Raw genomic sequence first — 19,112 nt, forward strand, 5'->3', positions numbered from 1 at the left:
CCTTCCGCTCATCCCCGCGGAGGCGGGGACCCAGGCTTTAGCTTCGGACCCCGCCCTTGGCCTTCTTCACCTACATCATGGCCAGCCGACGGAATGGGACGCTCTATACGGGCTCGACAGACGACCTCGGTCTGCGCGCCTGGCAGCACAAGGAAGGGGCGGGATCGAAGTTCACCGCCGAGCACGGCGTAGAGCGACTGGTCTGGTTCGAGGCCCACGAAACCCGCGAGGCGGCGTTTCGACGGGAGCGGCAGATCAAGAAGTGGAACCGCCAATGGAAACTGCGGCTGATTGAAGAAATGAACCCCGGCTGGCGCGATCTCGTCGAGACGTTGAGCGCCTAGCCAAAAACCTGGGTCCCCGCCTCCGCGGGGATGAGCGGAAGTTGTTCGGATCATGCAGACCCTCAAGACCAAAGTCCTGATCATCGGCGCCGGGACCGGCGGCTATGTGGCAGGCATCCGTTGCGGCCAGCTGGGGCTGGACACCGTGCTGGTGGACGGCGGCGACGGCCTGGGCGGGACCTGCCTGAACGTCGGCTGCATTCCGTCCAAGGCCATCATCCACGCCGCGGGCAAGTATGAGACGGTGCTGAAGGCCGCCGGCGACGGCACCCTGGGCATCACGGCATCAAGCCCCGCCATCGACCTGTCCAAGACAGTCGCGTGGAAGGACGGCATCGTCAAGAAGCTGAACGCCGGCGTCGCCGCCCTGTTGAAGAAGGCCAAGGTCAAGGTCATCAAGGGCTGGGCCGAGTTCACCGACGCCAAGACCTGCCGCGTCGAGACCGCCGACGGCCCCATCCTCATCACCGCCGAACACGTCATCCTGGCCACGGGGTCGGAGCCGGTCGAACTGCCCTTCCTGCCCTTCGGCGGCGACGTGATTTCGTCCACCGAGGCCCTGAGTCTGCCGGAAGTGCCGAAGAAGCTGGTCGTCGTCGGCGGCGGCTATATCGGCCTGGAACTAGGCATCGCCTTCCGCAAGCTGGGCGCCGAGGTGGCCATCGTCGAGATGGCCGACCGCCTGCTGCCCCTCTACGACAAGGCCCTGACCGACCCGGTGCAGAAATGGCTCGAGAAGCACGGCGTCGAGCTCTTCCTCGGCGCCCGCGCCGGCGGCTTCGGGGACGGCAAGCTGAACGTCACCGACAAGGACGGAAGCCCGATGCAACTGGACGCCGACAAGGTTCTGGTCACCGTCGGCCGTCGTCCGCGCACGAAGGGCTGGGGTCTGGAGACCATGGGCGTGGCCATGGACGGCCCCTTCGTGAAGATCGACAACCGCTGCGCCACCAGCATGAAGAACGTCTGGGCCGTCGGCGACCTGACCGGCGAACCCATGCTGGCGCACAAGGGCTCGGCCCAGGGCGAGGTCGTGGCCGAGATCATCGCGGGGCATAACCGCGTGTTCGATCCCGTCACCATCGCCGCCGTCTGCTTCACCGAGCCGGAGATCGTCTCGGCGGGCCTCGGCGTCGACGACGTCCAGGGCCGCGACGACGTGATCCAGTCCGTCTTCCCCTTCGCCGCCATCGGCCGCGCCCTGGCCATCGAGGCCGGCGAGGACGGCGGCTTCGTCCGCGTCATCGCCTCCAAGACCGACCACCGCATCCTGGGCATCCAGGCCGTCGGCCAGCACGTCTCCGAGATGTCCAACAGCTTCGCCCAGATGCTGGAAATGGGCGCCGTGCTGGAAGACGTGGCGGGTGTCATCCACGTCCACCCGACCCTGGGCGAGGCCTTCCACGAGGCCAGCCTGCGGGCGCTGGGCCACGCCATTCACATCTAAGCTTCTTCCCTTCTCCCCTTGAGGGAGAAGGTGTCGTGCGGAGCATGACGGATGAGGGGTGACGACGGCGCCGCTTGCTCGCTCAGGCGCCGATCCTCTTCTTACTGAACCCTCAGCGCTGACACCCCCTCATCCGAGCGCCTCCGGCGCCCACCTTCTCCCACAAGGGGAGAAGGAACCGCCCCGCTTGCCCTCGTCTGACGAAAGACCGACCCTCCCGCAAACGGGAGGCTTCGATGAGCGCCGAGACCCATTACCTGGCCGTCTTCACCAGCGACAAGACCGGCCCCAAATGGCGGGCCTGGCGCGCCATGAGCGAGGCCCAGCAGACCGAGACGGCCCGCCGCGGCGTCGCCGCCGTCGCCGAATGGGAGGCGGCCCACCGCGACTCCATCGTCTATCAGGGCGGCCCGCTAGGCCCGACCAAACGCATCGGCGACGACGGCGCCGTGACGGACATGGTCAACCTGCTGACCGTCTTCATGGTGGTGCGCGCCGACAGCCACGAGGCGGCGGCCCGCCTGTTCGAGAACCACCCGCACATGAACCCCTTCCCCTGCGACGGAGTGGAGGTGATGCCGGTGCTGGGGTGAAGAGGATGCCGACCGAAGTTGACGCATACAGCCGCCACAACGAAGTTGATCGCCCTGGAGGGAGATAAGATGAAAATCAGTCGGGAAAGACGTGAACGTTGGGAGCGGCTGACAAAAAACGACCCGTTCAATCTATGGCTCAAGCCACAGATCACTACTCACGCCGGGATCCTTGATCTTGAAGCCTTACACCAGGTTGCGCGGCGTTATGGCATCGACCGGCGCGAGCAATACGCTCACCTGAACCCCGGCCAGATCCGAATGAACCTCGGAAACATGTTGAGGAAGATCGTACCGCCCGAAGAATACAGTTCCTCGATCAATACGAAAGAGCCCCTAGTCACATCTACACTGACAAACTCAGCAGAACCTTCGCCCGACGTTTCGCCGCTGGCCCGCGCGTCCATCCGCGAACTCCTGACCTTGCATGCTGAGGTCATGGAAGAACTGAGACGACGCGAAGTGGTGCGCACCTCAAACAATCCGGTTGGCGATTATGCTGAACTTCTGTTTGCAACCGTATTTGGCTGGGAGCTGGAAAATTCATCGGCGGCAGGCCATGACGCCACCGACAGGGATGGCCTGCGCTACCAGATCAAGAGCCGTCGGCTTACCCGCCATAACGGTTCGCGCCAATTGAGCTTCCTTCGCCGTCTGCCCGAAAGAAAGTTCGACTACCTTGCCGCCGTTTTGTTCGACGCTCGTTACCGGGTGCAACGGGCGATCATCTTGCCGCACGAGAGTTTGGAGGCACGATGCCGATACAGCAAACATGCGAATGGATGGCTATTCCGCCTGGAAGACAGTTGTTGGTCGCTTCAGGGCGCGCGCGATGTAACCTGGGAGATCCGAGCGGCCGCTGAGACCATCTAGGCCAGACGAAATTTCATCTGCTGGCGACGCGAAGACCGGGGGATGACGACAAAAAAGGGGCCGCGATATCGCGGCCCCTTTCCCTAATCAGGCCAGCAGGTGCCTGAAATCAATGCACCCGCGCCTTCCCGATCTCCAGCCCGTCGGCGCCCGCTGACACGGCCACCACGCTGCCGTCCTCGATCTCGCCGGCGAGGAGTTTCTTGGCCATGGGGTCGACCAGTTCCTTCTGGATGACGCGCTTGAGGGGGCGGGCGCCGTAGACGGGGTCGTAGCCCTTGTCGGCGAGCCAGGTCAGGGCGCTGTTGTCGAGAGCGAGCGTCAGGCGACGGTCGGCCATCAGCTTCTCCAGACGCGCCAGCTGGATGCGGACGATGCCGCCCATCTGTTCGCGGCCGAGGCGGTGGAAGAGGATGATCTCGTCGATGCGGTTCAGGAACTCGGGCCGGAAGTGGGCGCGGACCTGTTCCATGACCAGGGGGCGGACGGCCTCGACATCCTCAGCCTCGGGCTGGTCGGCCAGATATTGGCTGCCCAGGTTGGAGGTCATGATGATCAGGGTGTTCTTGAAGTCGATGGTGCGGCCCTGGCCGTCGGTCAGGCGGCCGTCGTCCAGCACCTGAAGCAGGACATTGAAGACGTCGGGGTGGGCCTTCTCGACCTCGTCGAACAGGACGACCTGATAGGGGCGACGACGCACGGCCTCGGTCAGGGCGCCGCCCTCGTCATAGCCGACATAGCCGGGAGGGGCGCCGATCAGGCGGCTGACGCTGTGCTTCTCCATGTATTCGCTCATGTCGATGCGGGTGATGGCATTGTCGTCGTCGAACAGATAGCCGGCGAGCGCCTTGGTCAGCTCGGTCTTGCCCACGCCCGTCGGGCCGAGGAAGAGGAAGCTGCCCAGCGGCTTGTTGGGGTCGTTCAGGCCGGCGCGAGCGCGGCGGACGGCGTCGGACACGGCTTCCAGCGCCTCGTCCTGACCGACCACGCGGCGGCCCAGCTCATCCTCCATCTTGAGCAGCTTTTCGCGCTCGCCTTCCAGCATCTTGTCGACGGGCACGCCGGTCCAGCGGCTGACGACGGCGGCGATCTGCTCGGCGTCGACGACCTCGGGGGTCAGGGGGGCGGCGACCGCCGCCGGAGATTCGGAGTCCGCGAGTTGCTTCTCAAGCTGCGGAATCTGGCCGTAGGCGATCTCCGAGGCGCGGCCGAGGTCGCCGGCGCGCTGGGCGGCGGCCAGTTCGACGCGCAGACGGTCGAGGGTCTCACGCAGTTGGGCGCCCTGGCCGACCTTGTCCTTCTCGGATTTCCAGCGGGCGGTCATGTCGTCCGACTGGCCTTCCAGATCGGCGATCTCGTCCTCCAGCTTCTCCAGACGCTGCTGCGAGGCGCTGTCGCTCTCCTTCTTCAGGGCCTCGCGCTCGATCTTGAGCTGGACCAGACGGCGGTCGATCTCGTCCAGGGCCTCGGGCTTGGAGTCCACGGCCATGCGGACGCGCGAGGCGGCCTCGTCGATCAGGTCGATGGCCTTGTCCGGCAGGAAGCGGTCGGTGATGTAGCGGTTCGACAGGGTGGCGGCGGCGACGATGGCGCTGTCGCTGATACGCACCCCGTGGTGGACCTCGTATTTCTCTTTCAGTCCACGGAGGATCGACACTGTGTCCTCGACGGTGGGTTCGGAGACGAAGACCGGCTGGAAGCGACGAGCCAGGGCCGCGTCCTTCTCGACGTGCTTGCGGTATTCATCCAGCGTTGTGGCGCCGACGCAGTGCAGTTCGCCGCGCGCCAGGGCGGGCTTCAGCAGGTTGGAGGCGTCCATGGCCCCGTCGCCCTTGCCGGCGCCGACCAGGGTGTGCATCTCGTCGATGAAGAGGACGATGCCGCCCTCGGCCTGGGCCACCTCGTTCAGCACGGCCTTCAGGCGTTCTTCGAACTCGCCGCGGTATTTGGCGCCGGCGATCAGGGCGCCCATGTCCAGCGACAGGACCTTCTTGTCCTTCAGGCTCTCGGGCACGTCGCCGTTGACGATCCGCAAAGCCAGGCCCTCGACGATGGCGGTCTTGCCCACGCCGGGCTCGCCGATCAGGACGGGGTTGTTCTTGGTGCGGCGGGCCAGGACCTGGATGGTGCGGCGGATTTCCTCGTCGCGGCCGATGACCGGGTCGACCTTGCCGTCGCGCGCGGCCTCGGTCAGGTCGCGGGCGTAGCGTTTCAGGGCGTCGTAGCTGTCCTCGGCCGAGGCGTTGTCGGCGGTCTTGCCCTTGCGCATCTCGGCGACGGCGTCATCGAGTTTCTTGGGTGTGACCCCGGCGGACTTCAGCGCCTCGGCGGCGGCCCCGCCTTCTTTCGCGATGGCGGCCAGCAGGCGCTCGGTCGTGACGAAGGCGTCGCCGGCTTTGTTCGAGGCCTCCTCGGCGGCGTTGAAGACGCGGGCGGTGTCGCCGTCCAGATAGAGCTGGCCCGATCCGCCCTCGACCTGGGGCCGCTTCTTCAGCAGACCCTCGGTGACCAGTTCGACGGCGGACGGATCGCCGCCGGCCTGATCGATCAGCTTGCGCGCCAGGCCGTCGCGTTCTTCCAGCAGCACCTTCAGCAGGTGCTCGGGCGCGAACTGCTGGTGGCGGCGAGCGAGCGCCAGCGACTGGGCGGATTGGACGGCCTGTTTGGCGCGGTCGGAATAGAGGTCGAGATTCATTTCGGTGCAGTCCCCTCGGAAGGCGGAAAACCAACAACGCGCCCTTCTGCGAAGCGACGCCTTGAGTTGTGTCAAACCGAGGTGGGTGTGGCCCATGGGACACGCAAGCCCCGGCCGTCGCGATTGATGCAGGCCGCCATACCGGCCTAGCGTGGCCGCAGGAGGCTCCATGGATTTTCTGACGCACGGCCCGGTCGATCCGACGGTCGTCCTGCCCTTCCTGGCGGCGGTGGCGCTGATGGAGCTGACGCCGGGGCCGAACATGGGCTGGCTGGCCCTGGTGTCGCTGTCGCAGGGACGGCCGGCGGGGCTGGCGGCGGTGGCCGGGATCACGCTCGGCCTGACGCTGTGGATGGTCGCCGCCGCCTTCGGCCTGACCGAGGTGGTCCTGCTGTGGCCCGCCCTCTATCAGGCCATCCGCTGGGCCGGGGTCGGCTTCCTGCTGTGGCTGGCCTGGGACGCCTGGCGCAACACCGGCGACGGGGCAGATGCGGCGCCGGTCGAGACGCGGCGGCGCGCCCTGTTCCGGCGCGGCCTGATCGGCAACCTGCTGAACCCCAAGGCGGCCCTGCTCTATGTCGTCCTGCTGCCCGGCTTCATCCGCCCGGCCCACGGCTCGACGCTGACGCAGGCCCTGACGCTGGGCGGCCTGCACGTCGTGGTCAGCGTCATGGTCCACTCGGTCATCGTGCTGACGGCGGCGCGGGCGGGCGGCGCCCTGCTGACCCGGGCGCAGGGGCCCATGATGCGCGCCGCCATGGCCCTGGGCCTGGTCGCCATCGCCGTCTGGACCGCCTGGGAGACGCGGGCCTGACGCTCAGCCGCCGGTCGGGCCCGTCGAGAAGTCAAACTGTTCCGGCTGACGACGCGGCCCCCCGCCGAACGACCAGGTCAGACCCAGATAGAAGGCGCGCAGGTTGATGTCCTGATCGACCCGCTCGCGGAACAGGGGCGTGTCATAGGTGGTGGCCCCGCCGAAGGAGTTGAGGATGTCGCGGGCCGTGAACTGCAGCGACCAGGCGTCGTTCAGCTTGCGGCGATAGCCGAGGTTGACCATCCCCCCGCTTTCGCGCGTGCCTTGCGCCAGCAGTTGGTCGCCCTGCCAGAAGCCCATGACCTGGACGAAGTCCTTGGGCGTGGCCTGCCAGTTCAGGCTGAGGCGGCCGGTGAGCATCTCGCCTTCGCGGTCGCGGGCGCCGGGGATGCCGGAAGCGTCGATCTCCTGACGGAAGGCGTTGATGCTGGCGTTGTAGCGCAGGGTCGGATGCAAGCGGCCGCTGGCGGTCAGCTCGAAGCCCAGGTCGCGGCGCGCGCCGAGGTTTTCGGGCCGGGTCAGCAGGACGCCGCCGCCGACATCGACGGCCACGTCGGTGAAGGCCTTGGTGGTGTCGCGATAATAGGCCGTGGCCTGATAGAAGTTCTGGCCTTGGCGCATCTGCCACATGGCCTCGAAGCTGTCCGTCTCCTGCGGCTCCAGGTTCGGGTTGCCCGAGCGCAGGTTCAGCGGGTCGCCATAGGAGACGAAGGGGTTCAGCTGGGTCGGCTGCGGGCGCTGAATGCGACGCGAATAGCTGGCGCGCAACGTCTGTGTGTCGGTCAGCTTGTATTGCAGGTGGCCGGTCGGATAGGCGCGGAAGTAGTCCTGAGAGGCGCGCACGGCGTTGGTGACGTCCTCGACCTCGATCTCCGCCTGTTCCAGACGCAGGCCGAACTGGGCCGACAGCTTCTCGCCGAACGGGCGCTCATAGGTGGTGTAGAGGGCGTGGACCGTCTGCTCGGCCTCGAAGCGATTGCTCAGACCGGGCACCGGGGCGAGAGCGGCTTCGGTCGGGCCGCGCCGCAGGACGACGTCCTGATCCGGGCGGTTGAGGCTCAGCTCATAGCCGGCGCGCAGCTTGGAGCCGTCGTCCATGGGCCGGGTGTAGGCGCTGGTGAAGCCGATGGTTTCCTGCGCGTTCAGGAACTTCTGGTCCTCATAGACCGTCGGGCTGACGGGCACCGAGAAGACGTTGGCGTTCAGCGAGGCGTTCTCGTTGTCGTTGCGGTCGTAGCGCAGCTCGTTGGACCACTCGTGGCCCGAGGCGTCGAACTGGTGCAGCACGCGGGCGGTGGCGCCCCAGCCGTCCATGCTGAAGCCCCCCACCCCGTCGCGGGTGTAGGCGCTGGTCAGGACGCCGGCAGCGTTGCGGGTCTCGAACAGGCTGCCGGCCTCGGCGTCGGCCTCGAAACGGTTGGCGCGCAGTTCCCCCGTCAACATGGTCTTGTCGGTCAGGCGATATTCGGCCGCGACCCGGCCGAAGGCGCCCTTCTGGATCATGTCGTTCTCCTGGATCGTCGTGGTCCTGGAGGTGACGGCGCCGGTGATCGGGTCCAGTTGTTCGCGCAGCCGGTCGAAGGCGAAGCTCTGATCGTCGTAGCGATAGCTGACGTCGCCGGTCAGGGTCAGCTTGCCGCGCTGGCGCGAGCCGCTGACGCCGGCGTTCCAGCGACCATTGTCGCCGACATTGACCCGCACGGAGCCGGTCGTGACGGTCGCCGTGGGCGCCCCGGCCGCGGCGGCGCGCGCGGCGGCGGGGATGGGCTTGGTGATCAGGTTGATGACCCCGCCCGAACCCTCGGGGCTGTAGGCGGCCGAGGGGTTGGTCATGACCTCGATCCGCGCATAGCGGTCAGCCGGCAGTTGCAGCACGGCGTCGGCGCGATTGGGACCCGACAGGATGGCCGAGGGACGACCGTCGACCAGGATGGTGACATTGCCGTCGCCGCGCAGGGAGACATTGCCCTGGGGGTCGACATCCACCGAAGGCACGTTGCGCAGCGCCTCGGCCAGAGAACCGGTCGCGGCCTGCAGATCGTCGGCCAGACTATAGCTGATGGAATCGATCGAGGTTCGCACGTCGTTGGCCCGGGCGGTGACGACGACGTCGCCGACGGTCGCGGGCTCGTCCTTGTCCTTGTTCTCCTGCGGAGCCGTCGGCGCCGGGGTCTGAGCCTGCGCCCCAGTCGCGGACGGTGGCGTCTGGGCCATGACGGCGCCCGCAGGCAGGGCCAGAACGACGCCCAGCAAAGGCGCAAGCTTGAGTTTCGACATGGTCGCGTCCCTGCGGACGTCCCCTCGACGTCCCCTCAAGCGCTGCGACTATCAGCCGGTCGTCGCTGACCACAGTTACATCTTTTTCATCCCGGGGGCGGGTCTGTGGCCAAGGCCGGGAACCCCAAGCGGCGCCGTGCGTTTGCGGCCCCATGCTGACGACCAAGATGAACCCCCGTGTCTTCTGGGGGGCCAGCGCCATCGCAGGCGCCCTGCTTCTCCTCGCCCTGATCGCGCCCGCCACATCCGACCTGATTTTCGGTGCCGCCCAGGCCTGGGTGGTGGAGACCTTCGGCTGGTTCTACGTGGCCTCGGTGGCCGGCTTCCTGCTCTTCGTCGCCGTTCTGGCGATCGGACCGACGGGGCGCCTGAGGCTGGGCCCGGATGACGCCGAGCCGGATTTCCCCTACGTCTCCTGGTTGGCCATGCTGTTCGCGGCGGGCATGGGCATCGGCCTGATGTATTTCGCCGTGGCCGAGCCCGTGCAGCACTACATCGCTCCGCCCGAGGCGCAGCCCGGCACGCTGGACGCCGCACGCGAGGCCATGGTCATCACCTATACCCACTGGGGGGTCCACGCCTGGGCCATCTACGCCGTGGTGGGCCTGAGCCTGGCCTATTTCGCGCACAGGAAAGGTCTGCCTCTGACGATGCGGTCCAGCCTCTACCCCCTGCTGGGCAAGCGGGTGAACGGCTGGGTGGGCGACCTGGTCGACATCTTCGCCATCTGCGGCACCCTTTTCGGCATCGCCACCTCCCTCGGCTACGGCGTGGCGCAGATGACCTCAGGCCTGAACTACGTCTTCGGCCTGCCCAACGACGTGATCATGCAGGTCGGGCTGATCGTCGTGGTCATGGGCGCGGCGACGATCTCGGTCCTGACCGGGGTGGACAAGGGCGTGCGGCGACTGTCGGAACTGAACCTGTTCATCGCCGTCTGTCTGATGCTGTTCGTTCTGATCGTCGGACCGACCCTGTTCCTGCTGCGGGCCTATGTGCAGAATTTCGGCCTCTATCTGGATCACTTCTTCGAGCGCACCTTCACCCTCTACGCCTATGAGCCCCGCGCCTGGATGGCGGACTGGACCTTGCTCTACTGGGCCTGGTGGATCTCCTGGTCGCCGTTCGTGGGCATGTTCATCGCCCGCATTTCGCGCGGGCGCACGGTGCGGGAATTCCTGATCGGGGTGCTGCTGGTCCCATCGGGTTTCACCTTCCTTTGGATGACGGTCTTCGGCAATACGGCCATGAGCCTGGACCTGGGCGTGGCGGCAGGCGCCATTTCAGACGCCGTGCAGGCGGACCTTTCGACGGCCCTGTTCCACTTCTTCGAATATCTGCCAGGCACGGCTGTCACCTCGATCCTGGCCATCGCCCTGGTCGCGGTCTTCTTCGTGACCTCGGCGGATTCAGGGTCTCTGGTCATCGACACCCTGGCCTCTGGCGGGGCGGAGGAGACGCCGCGTTGGCAGCGGATCTACTGGTGCGTGCTGCAGGGTCTGGCGGCGGCCCTGCTGCTGCTCGCGGGCGGCCTGGGGGCGCTTCAGGCGGCGACCCTGATGGCGGCCCTGCCCTTCGCCGTCATCATGATCCTGGCCTGTGTGGGCCTGGCGCGGCAGATGAACGCCGACCTGAGGGGCGAGGCGGTCGAGACCGAGGCCCCGCCGATCCGCGAACGGCTGAAGCGCATCTTCTCGCCCGCCAGCCGCAAGGACATCGCCCGCCAGATCGAACGCCAGGCCGCCCCGGCCCTGGTCGAGGTTCGCGACGCCCTGTCGAACGAGGGCCTGGACCACAGCCGGGTCGAAATGGACGAAAACGGCGTCTGGCTGGTGGTCGAACACGCCAACGGCCGCGACTTTCTCTATCGCGTCGGCGCCCGCTCGCGGCCCCTGCCCGCCCTGAGCGCGCTGGAGGCGCCCGAGGGCCGTCGCGCGCTGCAATGGCGGATGACGGCCCAGACCGGCGACGGCACGCGCCCGCGCGATCTCACCGGATTCAGCCGGGCGCAGATCGTCGCCGACGTGCTGGAACACCTGCAAAGGTGGCGGCTGGCGGCCTGAGCCCTTGGCCCGGCGGATCGGCGGCGCTAGCGTCGCCGCTCATGTCGGGAGCTTCGCCTATGTCCATCCGTCTGTCGCGCCGCGCGGCGCTGATTTCCTCCGCCGCAGCCGCATCGGGCGCGGCCCTGCCCGCGACCGGTTGGGCCCAGACCAGCGCCGACACCCGTTCGGACGAGGAGATCGCCGCCGCCGCCGACGCCTGGGTGCAGCGTTGCATGACCGCCTGGCCGGAACAGCCGGCGGTGTCGCTGGCTCTGGTCCGCGACGGCAAGACGGTGCTGGCGAAGGGCTATGGCGTGCGCCGTCAGGGCAAGGCTGAACCGGCCGACGAACACACCCTGTTCGCCATCGCCTCCAACTCCAAGAACGTCACCGCCGCCTGCCTGGCCATCCTGGTCGACGAGGGCAAGGTGAAGTGGGACGAACCGATCAAGACCTATCTGCCCGGCTTCACCCTGTCGGACCCGGTGATAGGCGAGCGCATCACGGTGCGCGACACGCTGAGCCACCGCGCCGGGTTCGGCCTGGGGGCCGGCGATCTGCTGTTCTGGCCCAACAGCGACCGGACCCGCGCCGAGGTCCTGGCCCAGGCCGCCTTCGTGCCGATCGAGGACGGCTTCCGCGAGGACTATCACTACTGCAACCTGATGTTCGTGGTCGCGGGCGCGGTGATCGAGGCCGTGTCCGGCCTGTCGTGGGAGGCCTTCGTCCAGACCCGCATCTTCGACAAGGTGGGTATGGCCGAGAGCGTGCCCCTGGCGCGTCTGGCTGATCCGGCCAAGTCCGCCCTGCCGCATGGCCGGGTCGGCCCGCCCCTGCGCTATCAGGGGGCGATGACCCAGATCGCCGACTCCATCGTCGAGGTCTGGAACTGGGATTCAGCGGCGGCGGCGGGCGGCATCTGCGCCAGCGCGACCGACTGGGCCAAGTGGATCGCCGTGCGTCTGAATGACGGCAAGCTGGCCGACGGGTCGCGCCTGTTCTCCGAAGCCGCCGCCAGGGAGATGTACAGGCCCAACATCATCGTCTCCGCCCTGGGCGGGCCGACGGCGGAACTGCCCAACCAGGCCGTGGCCTCGACCTATGCCATGGGTCTGCAGGTCCAGGACTATCGCGGCGAGCGGCTGGCCACCCACGGCGGCGGCTCGCCCGGCGGCATCTCGGCCACCGTCCTGATCCCGGGCCGCAAGATCGGCTTCAGCGTCTTCACCAACGCCGAAGAGAGCTTCCTGCTGCGCGCCCTGCGCTCGGGCCTGTCCGACATCGCCATGAACAAGGTGGACGTCGACTGGATCGCCGATTCCAAGAAGCGCGAGGCTGAGGGGATCGAAAAGTCGCTGAAAGCCGCCGTTGAGATCGACGCCAAGCAGGCGGCGGGCGCCCCGCCTTCCATGCCGCTGGACGCCTATGTCGGGACCTGGCGCGACCCCTGGTACGGCGACATCGTCATCGAGCAAAAGACCCAGGGGCGCGGCCGCAACCGCAAGTCCGGCCTGTGGCTGGCCTTCACTCACACCCCGGCGCTGCAGGGCTGGCTGGAGCCCTATGACGGCGAGACCTTCCGCACCCGCTTTGCCGACAAACGCGAGGAAGACGCCTTCATCACCTTCAACATCGCCACCGCCAAGCCGGCGACCGCCACGGTCAAGGGCGTCTCGCCCGACATCGACTTCTCCTACGACTATCAGGACCTGCGGCTGACGCGGGTCTGAGGCCAGCAAAAAGGGGCGGTCCCGACGGACCGCCCCTTTCTTCATTTCGTCCCGAGAGCTTAGCGCGCCGCCGGACGCTGACCGGCCTCGAGGATGGGCATGCCCGCCTCGGTCGGGATGTAGATGGTCTGGCGGCCTTCCTTGCCGGCCGTCTCCTGCAGCATGTTGATGTAGGACCAGCGCAGATAGGCCTCGGGGCCGCCCAGGGCCTCGGCCATGATGCGGTTGGCCTCGTTGGCGCCCTTGGCGCGCTCGATCTCGGCGGCGGCGGTCAGCTTGGCGGAGTCCAGGGCCGCCTGGGCCTCCAGCACGCGGATGCGGCGGTTCTGCACCGCCTCTTCATAGGCCGCCTTGCCCGCCATCTGCTTGGAATAGACGTTGTAGGTCGGGAAACCGACCAGGACGACGGCGATCAGAACGCCGATGGCGATGATCGAGCCGATGGTGAAACCTATGCCGCGCATCTGCGCCTCCCCGGAAATCTGAACGGCGCTCAGGGTGGACGGCGCCGCCCCCCGGGGTCAAGCGCGGCTCAGCGCCGCGTGGACGCGGCCGCCGGAACCAGCTCGATCAGATCCAGATTGGACTCGTTCGCCGGCCAGGGGATGACCAGCCGCCAGCGGCGCTCGCCGATGCGCTCGACCACCGCCACCATGTCGCGCTCGGCCCGCAGGCCATAGGCGCGCGCGGCCGGTTCGGAGGCCAGGGCCATGGAGCCCAGGAACACCATCTGGCGATCGTTCTCGGGGAAGAGCAGGCCGCTGGGACGCTGCGACCCGGTCAGCTTGCTGAACTTCAGGCCCGCCGACGTCTGTTCGATGCGGCAGGCGAACCAGCCGTAGACCACATAGCCCAGACCGCCCTCGCCGCCCTGCGAGCCCAGCTTGACGGTGCGACAGCGGTAGTTCCCGACCGGCGGCGCCACCGAGGGACGCCCCGCGTCCGGGTCGATCAGATCGCCCAGACCGTTCAGGTCGCCCGACCCGGCCTGACGCTTCGCCTGCTGCAGGGCCAGGGTCCAGGCAGCCTCGCGCCGCTGATAACGGTCGCGATCAGCAGCGGTGATGACCCCGCGCCAGTCGCTCAGGACCACACCGCCGGGGGCTTCGGACGCCGACGGGGGAGGCGGCGGGGGCGGAGGGGGAGGCGTGGTCGCACAGCCCGCCAGCACCGCCGCCAGCACGCTCGAGATCAGCGCGCCTGGAATGAGGGCGTGAGGCCCCCGCGCCTTGAAATGCGAACTACCGGCCGACGGACGTGACATGGGCTCTCCCTAGCACAGGGTCGAAAAAGCCCCCGCCCCCTAGGAAGCCCCCTGAAGCCTCCGCGTCAACCCTGCGGGCGGGCGACGTTGCGACGCCAGACCGTCTCCGCATGCCTCAAGCGGCGTCAATCGTTCCGGCCCGCACGGCGACGTCACCTGTCGTCGAGACCGGCGACAGGGCGCGCGACAGAGCTTCGGCCAAAGCCGGAATCTGCAGGGGCTTGGTCAGATATTCCATAAAGCCGGCCTCGCGTCCTCGGCGGATGTCGGCGAGGGCCGCGCCGGCCGACAGGGCCAGAACCGGCACCGTCCGGGTCAACGGGTCCTCGCCCAGACGCGCCTTGAGCTCGAAGCCGTCCATCCCCGGCAGGTTGATGTCCAGAATGATGACATCGGGACGCAGATCCCGGGCCAGGGCCAGGCCCTCCGGCCCTGTCTGGGCCACATGCAGCCGCAAGCGGCCAAAGGCCGTGGTCACATGGCGCATCAGGGCGACGTTCGACGGATTGTCCTCGACATAAAGCAAGGTGGCCTCGGGCAAGTCGGCGGCCGGGACGGGCGAAGCGATCAGGGCGCGCGGCTGGGCCGCCGAGGCCGGCAGATACATCGTGAAGACGGCCCCCTCGCCCTCGCGGCTTTCCGCCTCCAGCCGACCGCCCATGGCGTCGATCAGACGCCGCGCCACGGCCAGTCCCAGGCCCGCGCCGGGCACGTCTGAAGCTTCGCGGCCCAGCCGGTTGAAGGGCTGGAACAGGCCGTTCATGCGGGCTGCCGGCAGGCCCGGTCCCGTGTCGTGGACGCTGAGGCTAACGCCCTCGGCGGACTGGCGCGCCTCGATCAGGACGGCGCCGCCGGGGCGATTGTATTTGACGGCGTTCGCGATCAGGGCGGTCAGCACCTGACGCAGCCGCTCGCGGTCGGCGCGGGCGGCGAGGCCGGCGACGGGCGGCGGCTCCCGCAACTCGACTTCGGCGGCCTCGGCCATGGGGCGCAGGGCCTCGCAGACCTGACGCGCGACCAGCAGGGGATCCAGCCGCTCGACGTTCAGCGCCAAGCGCCCGCCTTCGATGTCGGCCAGATTCAGCACCTCGTCGACCAGGACCAGCAGCCGAGCCCCGGCGTCGCGGATCTGCTCCAGCGCCTGATGCTGGCGATGGGTCAGGGGCTCCTGCGCCTCATTCATCCGCATCAGGTCGGAGAAGCCGATGACCGCGTTCAGCGGCGTGCGCAGTTCATGGCTCATGCTGGTCAGGAACTCGGTCTTGGCGCGGTGCGCCGCCTCGACCTGGGCGGCCTGGCCTTCGGCGGCGGTCAGGGCCGCCTGAAGTTCACGCGCCCGTTGCTCGGAACAGGCCTCGAGCGTGGCGTTGACCCGCCGCAGGATCCTCACCTCGCGTCGGGCCTTCACCGTCATCCGCAACCCCGCCCAGCAGCCCGACAAGGCCAGGGCGACCACCACCAGAACGAGTTCCATCGCACGTCCCTCCGATGACTCCAGAGTGACGCCTATAGATTGCAGCTATGTAAACGTGCGCGTTAAGGTTGCACTCAGTCGATCAGCCTTCGTCGGTCGCCGGCTCGACCTTGCGGCGCGGAGCACGACGCTTGGGCGCGGGCGCTTCCTCCGAAGCGGCCTCCACCTCATCCGAAGACGGCGCGGTCGGGCGGGTCAGGAAGCCAGGCAGACCCATGCCGTCGCTGGCCTCGCCTTCGGCCGGCGCACGCTCGGCGCGCGGACGACGCGGAGCGCGGGCGGGACGGGCCTCGGCCTCTTCCTCGACGACCGGTGCGGCGGCTGGTTCGTTCGAGCTGGCGGCGGCGTCGTACTCAGCCTCGGCCGCGGCGCGGGCTTCGTCCTCGGGCGTGGCCTCGCCGACCTCGAAGCGACGGTTGCGTTCCTCGCGGCGGCGCTCCCAGCGCTCGCGGCGGGTCTCGCGGCGGCCGCCCTCCCGGGCCTCGCCCTCGGCGCGGGGCTCGCGGTCATTGTCGCGCGGCTCGCGCGGTTCACGATCCCGGTCGCGGTTGTAGTCGCGGTCCCGATCACGGTCACGGTCACGGTCGCGATTGGCGTCACGTTCGGCGCGCTCGGCCTGGCGACGGGCTTCGTCCTCGGCCTTTTGCTGCTCGGCGGCGGCGGCGGCGATGATGGCGGCGGCCTGGGCGCCGGACTCGTCCTCGAAGTCGATGTCGAAGCCCTGGCCGGCCAGTTCGCGCTGGGCGATCTCGCTGACCGGACGCTGCGGCTGCAGCGCGCGCAAGACGCGGAAATAGTGTTCGGCGTGCTGGGTGTAGTTCTCGGCCAGGACCCGGTCGCCGGCGGCCGAGGCGTCGCGCGCCAGCTGCATGTAGCGCTCATAGACGGTCTGGGCGTTGCCGCGGACCTTGATGTTCTCGGGGCCTTGCGAGTCCCACGACCGGTTCGGGTTGGTCGCATTGGCGTTGTTGCCGCCGCCGCCGGGCTTCCGGTTGCGTCCGCGCTGACGCTTCATGCCCTTGAAATCTCTCATCGGAGCTTACCGTGCTGGTGCGGGCCGCCGTCGGGTAAGGACGGGCAGGACCCAGTTCGTCGTTCCGTTCGGTCGGGGCCAATCCCCGTATCGATGTGCTCGGAAAACCGTTCGTCGCCCTGTGGTCCGCCGGGCCCTGCAGGCCCGACCGTCACTGGCCCAGACGCGCTTGAGCGAGCAAACCTGCCCGAAAAGACCGCGTTTGAGTGGGAGACAAGAAACGACTTAGCGCGCGATGAAGCGCTTTCCAAGGGTTTTGTTGCAGGCCCTGCGCTCGGCCCCGGTCACGCTTCCGGAAGGGGATCGACGCGCGGGTCCGGGCCGTTGGTGACGACGCGGTCGCGGTCGCCCAGGTCCTTGACCACCTTGACGCCGGTGAAGCCCGCCGCCTCGAACAGGGCCTTGACCGCCTCGCCCTGGTCCCAGCCGATCTCCACGGCGAACACGCCTTCGGGACGCAGGATGCGGGCGATCTCGGGGGCCAGGTCGCGATAGGGCTGCAGGCCGTCAGGGCCGCCGTCCAGCGCCAGATGCGGGTCGTGCTCACGCACCTCGGGGTCCAGGCCGGGAATGTCGCCGGTCGGGATATAGGGCGGATTGGACACCACCAGGTCGAAGCTGTCGTCGGCGAAGCCCGCGGCCCAGTCGGTACGGATGAAGGTGCAGCGGCCGTTGAGGTCCAGATTGGCGGCGTTCTCACGGGCCACGGCGATGGCCTCGGTCGAGATGTCGGTGCCGACGCCACGCGCCCCGGCGCGCTCCATCAGGGTCGCCAGCAGGATGGCGCCCGAGCCGGTGCCCAGATCGACCATCTCGAAGGCGCGGTGCGGCGGAAAGGCGCGGACGATGACATCCAGCAGGGTCTCGGTGTCCGGACGCGGACTGAGCACGTCGGGGGTGACGTTCAGCATGATCTTCCAGAAGCCCTTCTTGCCCAGGATGCGCGACACGGGCTCGCGCTTCAGCCGACGCTCGATCATGGCGTCCAGCGCAGCGATCTTGTCGGCGTCGACGACGCGATAGGGATCGGTCAGGATGTCGACACGGCCCGCGCCGGTCGAGGCCTCCAGCAGCAGGCGGGCGTCGATCGACGGACTGTCGATGCCGGCGGCCTTCAGGCGGGCCTGGGCGCCTTTCCAGGCGGTCAGCAGGGTCGGGGCGGCGGATACGTTTTCGGACATGAGGGCTGATTGGCGATTGCGAGGCGGGAATTCAAGACGCAAGCCGATCGGGAACAGGCGGCGAGCGTGGCCGTTGTGGGGCGGATGGGGATGCAGAACCTTCTGAAACGGTCGACGCGTCGGCGCAAAAACGGCGGCGCGATCTGGCGTTATCTGGGCGCGGCGGCGAGCGGTCTGGCGGCCGGAGCCACGGCGGCGCACCTTCTTTATACGCAAGGGCACAAGTACGGCGTCGAACTGCGGCCGAAGCGACCCGAACCCCTGCCTCCGCGCGATCCCACGCCCGAGGACTATGACGCCAAGGAGCCCGGCCGCGGCCGGCTGGCCCAGCACCCGGTCCGCATTCCGCGCAAGGGGTGGATCGACATCGCCTGGCGCACGACAATGGGCTACTTCGGCGACCGGGTCGGCTTTGTCGCCGGGGGCGTGACCTTCTTCATGCTTCTGGCCCTGTTTCCGACACTGGGCGCCTTCGTCACCATCTATGGCCTGTTCGCCGATCCGGCCGACGCCTGGAACCAGCTGAGCTTCCTCTATGAGGTGCTGCCGTCGAACGTGGCCCAGTTTCTGGGAGCCGAGATGACCAGGCTGGCGGGCGGCTCGACCGGGCAGCTGACCTTCACCCTCATCTGGACCCTGGCCCTGTCCCTGATGGCGGCCAACGGCGGGGTGAAGACTCTCTTCTACGGGCTCAATCTCGCCTATCACGAGGTCGAGCGGCGCAACATCATCACCTACAACCTGCTGTGCATGGGGATCACGGTCTCCGGCCTTCTGGCGGTTCTGGTCAGTTCCGCCCTGGTGGTCGGCGTGCCCGTGGTTCTGTCGGTCTTTGGGCTGGAGGAGGAATGGGCCCATCTGGCGCCGCTGCGCTGGCCCCTGCTCTATCTCGGCTATGTGGCGGCGCTTGCCCTCATCTATCGCATCGGGCCGTGCCGGGCGCGAGCGCGGTGGCGTTGGCTGACGCCGGGCGCCCTGTTCGCGGCGGCGCTCAGCCTGCTGGTGTCCTTCCTGTTCAGCTGGTTCCTGACCAACTTCGTGCGCACCGACTCCTACGGTCCGCTCGCGGCGGCCATGGGTTTCCTGCTGTGGACCTGGTTTTCGGTGCAGGTGATCCTGATGGGCGCCCGGCTGAACGCCGAGATCGAGCATCAGACCGCCATCGACACCACCACCGGCGCGCCCCTGCCCATCGGCGAGCGCGGCGCGGTCATGGCGGATTCGGTCGGCCCGCGCCGGGGCAATCCCGCGGCCCTCGCCTTCACCCTGAAGTACGCCGAGGCCCTGGGCGACCGGATGCTGAAGCGGCGCGTGCGGCGCAGATAACGCGACGCTTCTCCCT

At 68.1% G+C, this 19,112-nt stretch carries 15 protein-coding genes; 8 read left to right on the forward strand and 7 right to left on the reverse strand.

Annotated elements, in window-relative coordinates:
- Positions 1 to 56: 56 nt before the first annotated feature.
- The 4 genes from ACFYLW_RS10775 (at position 57) to ACFYLW_RS10790 (ending at position 3,257) form a co-directional block, all read left to right on the forward strand.
- Positions 57 to 344, forward strand: coding sequence for a GIY-YIG nuclease family protein (locus tag ACFYLW_RS10775; protein ID WP_312065390.1), 288 nt, complete (start codon positions 57 to 59; stop codon positions 342 to 344).
- Between the two features lie 52 nt (positions 345 to 396).
- Positions 397 to 1,791: a dihydrolipoyl dehydrogenase gene (gene lpdA / locus ACFYLW_RS10780; protein ID WP_312065389.1), complete on the forward strand. Its 1,395-nt coding sequence runs from the start codon at positions 397 to 399 to the stop codon at positions 1,789 to 1,791.
- Between the two features lie 236 nt (positions 1,792 to 2,027).
- Positions 2,028 to 2,384 (forward strand): hypothetical protein, encoded by a 357-nt coding sequence (locus ACFYLW_RS10785; protein WP_312065388.1) that lies wholly within the window; start codon positions 2,028 to 2,030, stop codon positions 2,382 to 2,384.
- A 69-nt stretch (positions 2,385 to 2,453) separates the two neighbouring features.
- A complete protein-coding gene (locus ACFYLW_RS10790) occupies positions 2,454 to 3,257 on the forward strand; it encodes a hypothetical protein (protein ID WP_312065387.1) in 804 nt (267 codons plus the stop codon).
- A 109-nt stretch (positions 3,258 to 3,366) separates the two neighbouring features.
- On the opposite strand, the gene clpB is transcribed toward ACFYLW_RS10790, so the two are convergent.
- Entirely contained in the window at positions 3,367 to 5,952 is a 2,586-nt protein-coding gene (gene clpB / locus ACFYLW_RS10795) for an ATP-dependent chaperone ClpB (RefSeq protein ID WP_312065386.1), read from the reverse strand.
- 169 nt (positions 5,953 to 6,121) lie between these two features.
- Here clpB and ACFYLW_RS10800 point away from each other — a divergent pair, with 169 nt between their 5' ends.
- Positions 6,122 to 6,766 (forward strand): LysE family translocator, encoded by a 645-nt coding sequence (locus tag ACFYLW_RS10800; RefSeq protein ID WP_312065385.1) that lies wholly within the window; start codon positions 6,122 to 6,124, stop codon positions 6,764 to 6,766.
- 3 nt (positions 6,767 to 6,769) lie between these two features.
- Here the strand turns inward: ACFYLW_RS10800 and ACFYLW_RS10805 are convergent, their stop codons facing one another.
- Complete coding sequence (locus tag ACFYLW_RS10805; protein ID WP_312065384.1) at positions 6,770 to 9,043, reverse strand: TonB-dependent receptor domain-containing protein; 2,274 nt, start codon at positions 9,041 to 9,043, stop codon at positions 6,770 to 6,772.
- 152 nt (positions 9,044 to 9,195) lie between these two features.
- Between ACFYLW_RS10805 and ACFYLW_RS10810 the strand changes: the two genes are divergently transcribed.
- The gene (locus tag ACFYLW_RS10810) at positions 9,196 to 11,106 is read left to right on the forward strand and encodes a BCCT family transporter (protein ID WP_312065383.1); all 1,911 of its coding nucleotides are present in this window, start codon (positions 9,196 to 9,198) and stop codon (positions 11,104 to 11,106) included.
- A 59-nt stretch (positions 11,107 to 11,165) separates the two neighbouring features.
- Positions 11,166 to 12,818 (forward strand): serine hydrolase, encoded by a 1,653-nt coding sequence (locus tag ACFYLW_RS10815; protein WP_312065382.1) that lies wholly within the window; start codon positions 11,166 to 11,168, stop codon positions 12,816 to 12,818.
- 59 nt (positions 12,819 to 12,877) lie between these two features.
- On the opposite strand, the gene ACFYLW_RS10820 is transcribed toward ACFYLW_RS10815, so the two are convergent.
- The 5 genes from ACFYLW_RS10820 to prmC form a co-directional block, all read right to left on the reverse strand.
- A complete protein-coding gene (locus tag ACFYLW_RS10820; protein ID WP_312065381.1) occupies positions 12,878 to 13,282 on the reverse strand; it encodes a hypothetical protein in 405 nt (134 codons plus the stop codon).
- Positions 13,283 to 13,350: 68 nt separating this feature from the next.
- Positions 13,351 to 14,082, reverse strand: coding sequence for a DUF4893 domain-containing protein (locus tag ACFYLW_RS10825; protein ID WP_312065380.1), 732 nt, complete (start codon positions 14,080 to 14,082; stop codon positions 13,351 to 13,353).
- 115 nt (positions 14,083 to 14,197) lie between these two features.
- Positions 14,198 to 15,556, reverse strand: coding sequence for an ATP-binding protein (locus tag ACFYLW_RS10830; protein WP_312065379.1), 1,359 nt, complete (start codon positions 15,554 to 15,556; stop codon positions 14,198 to 14,200).
- A gap of 82 nt (positions 15,557 to 15,638) precedes the next feature.
- A complete protein-coding gene (locus tag ACFYLW_RS10835; protein ID WP_390182995.1) occupies positions 15,639 to 16,589 on the reverse strand; it encodes a DUF4167 domain-containing protein in 951 nt (316 codons plus the stop codon).
- Between the two features lie 284 nt (positions 16,590 to 16,873).
- Positions 16,874 to 17,770: a peptide chain release factor N(5)-glutamine methyltransferase gene (prmC, locus tag ACFYLW_RS10840; protein ID WP_312066019.1), complete on the reverse strand. Its 897-nt coding sequence runs from the start codon at positions 17,768 to 17,770 to the stop codon at positions 16,874 to 16,876.
- Positions 17,771 to 17,836: 66 nt separating this feature from the next.
- Between prmC and ACFYLW_RS10845 the strand changes: the two genes are divergently transcribed.
- Positions 17,837 to 19,096: a YihY/virulence factor BrkB family protein gene (locus tag ACFYLW_RS10845; protein WP_312066016.1), complete on the forward strand. Its 1,260-nt coding sequence runs from the start codon at positions 17,837 to 17,839 to the stop codon at positions 19,094 to 19,096.
- Positions 19,097 to 19,112: the final 16 nt, after the last annotated feature.

The organism is Brevundimonas sp. NPDC007368, assembly GCF_042869015.1.
Taxonomy (GTDB): domain Bacteria; phylum Pseudomonadota; class Alphaproteobacteria; order Caulobacterales; family Caulobacteraceae; genus Brevundimonas.

Excerpts from the sequence above, each read along its gene's own strand:
- ACFYLW_RS10800 (WP_312065385.1), top strand. The coding sequence starts at position 6,122 with ATGGATTTTCTGACGCACGGCCCGGTCGATCCGACGGTCGTCCTGCCC.
- ACFYLW_RS10805 (WP_312065384.1), bottom strand. The coding sequence starts at position 9,043 with ATGTCGAAACTCAAGCTTGCGCCTTTGCTGGGCGTCGTTCTGGCCCTG.
- clpB (WP_312065386.1), bottom strand. The coding sequence starts at position 5,952 with ATGAATCTCGACCTCTATTCCGACCGCGCCAAACAGGCCGTCCAATCC.
- ACFYLW_RS10820 (WP_312065381.1), bottom strand. The coding sequence starts at position 13,282 with ATGCGCGGCATAGGTTTCACCATCGGCTCGATCATCGCCATCGGCGTT.
- ACFYLW_RS10830 (WP_312065379.1), bottom strand. The coding sequence starts at position 15,556 with ATGGAACTCGTTCTGGTGGTGGTCGCCCTGGCCTTGTCGGGCTGCTGG.
- ACFYLW_RS10785 (WP_312065388.1), top strand. The coding sequence starts at position 2,028 with ATGAGCGCCGAGACCCATTACCTGGCCGTCTTCACCAGCGACAAGACC.
- ACFYLW_RS10810 (WP_312065383.1), top strand. The coding sequence starts at position 9,196 with ATGCTGACGACCAAGATGAACCCCCGTGTCTTCTGGGGGGCCAGCGCC.
- ACFYLW_RS10790 (WP_312065387.1), top strand. The coding sequence starts at position 2,454 with ATGAAAATCAGTCGGGAAAGACGTGAACGTTGGGAGCGGCTGACAAAA.
- ACFYLW_RS10815 (WP_312065382.1), top strand. The coding sequence starts at position 11,166 with ATGTCCATCCGTCTGTCGCGCCGCGCGGCGCTGATTTCCTCCGCCGCA.
- ACFYLW_RS10825 (WP_312065380.1), bottom strand. The coding sequence starts at position 14,082 with ATGTCACGTCCGTCGGCCGGTAGTTCGCATTTCAAGGCGCGGGGGCCT.
- lpdA (WP_312065389.1), top strand. The coding sequence starts at position 397 with ATGCAGACCCTCAAGACCAAAGTCCTGATCATCGGCGCCGGGACCGGC.
- prmC (WP_312066019.1), bottom strand. The coding sequence starts at position 17,770 with ATGTCCGAAAACGTATCCGCCGCCCCGACCCTGCTGACCGCCTGGAAA.
- ACFYLW_RS10835 (WP_390182995.1), bottom strand. The coding sequence starts at position 16,589 with ATGAGAGATTTCAAGGGCATGAAGCGTCAGCGCGGACGCAACCGGAAG.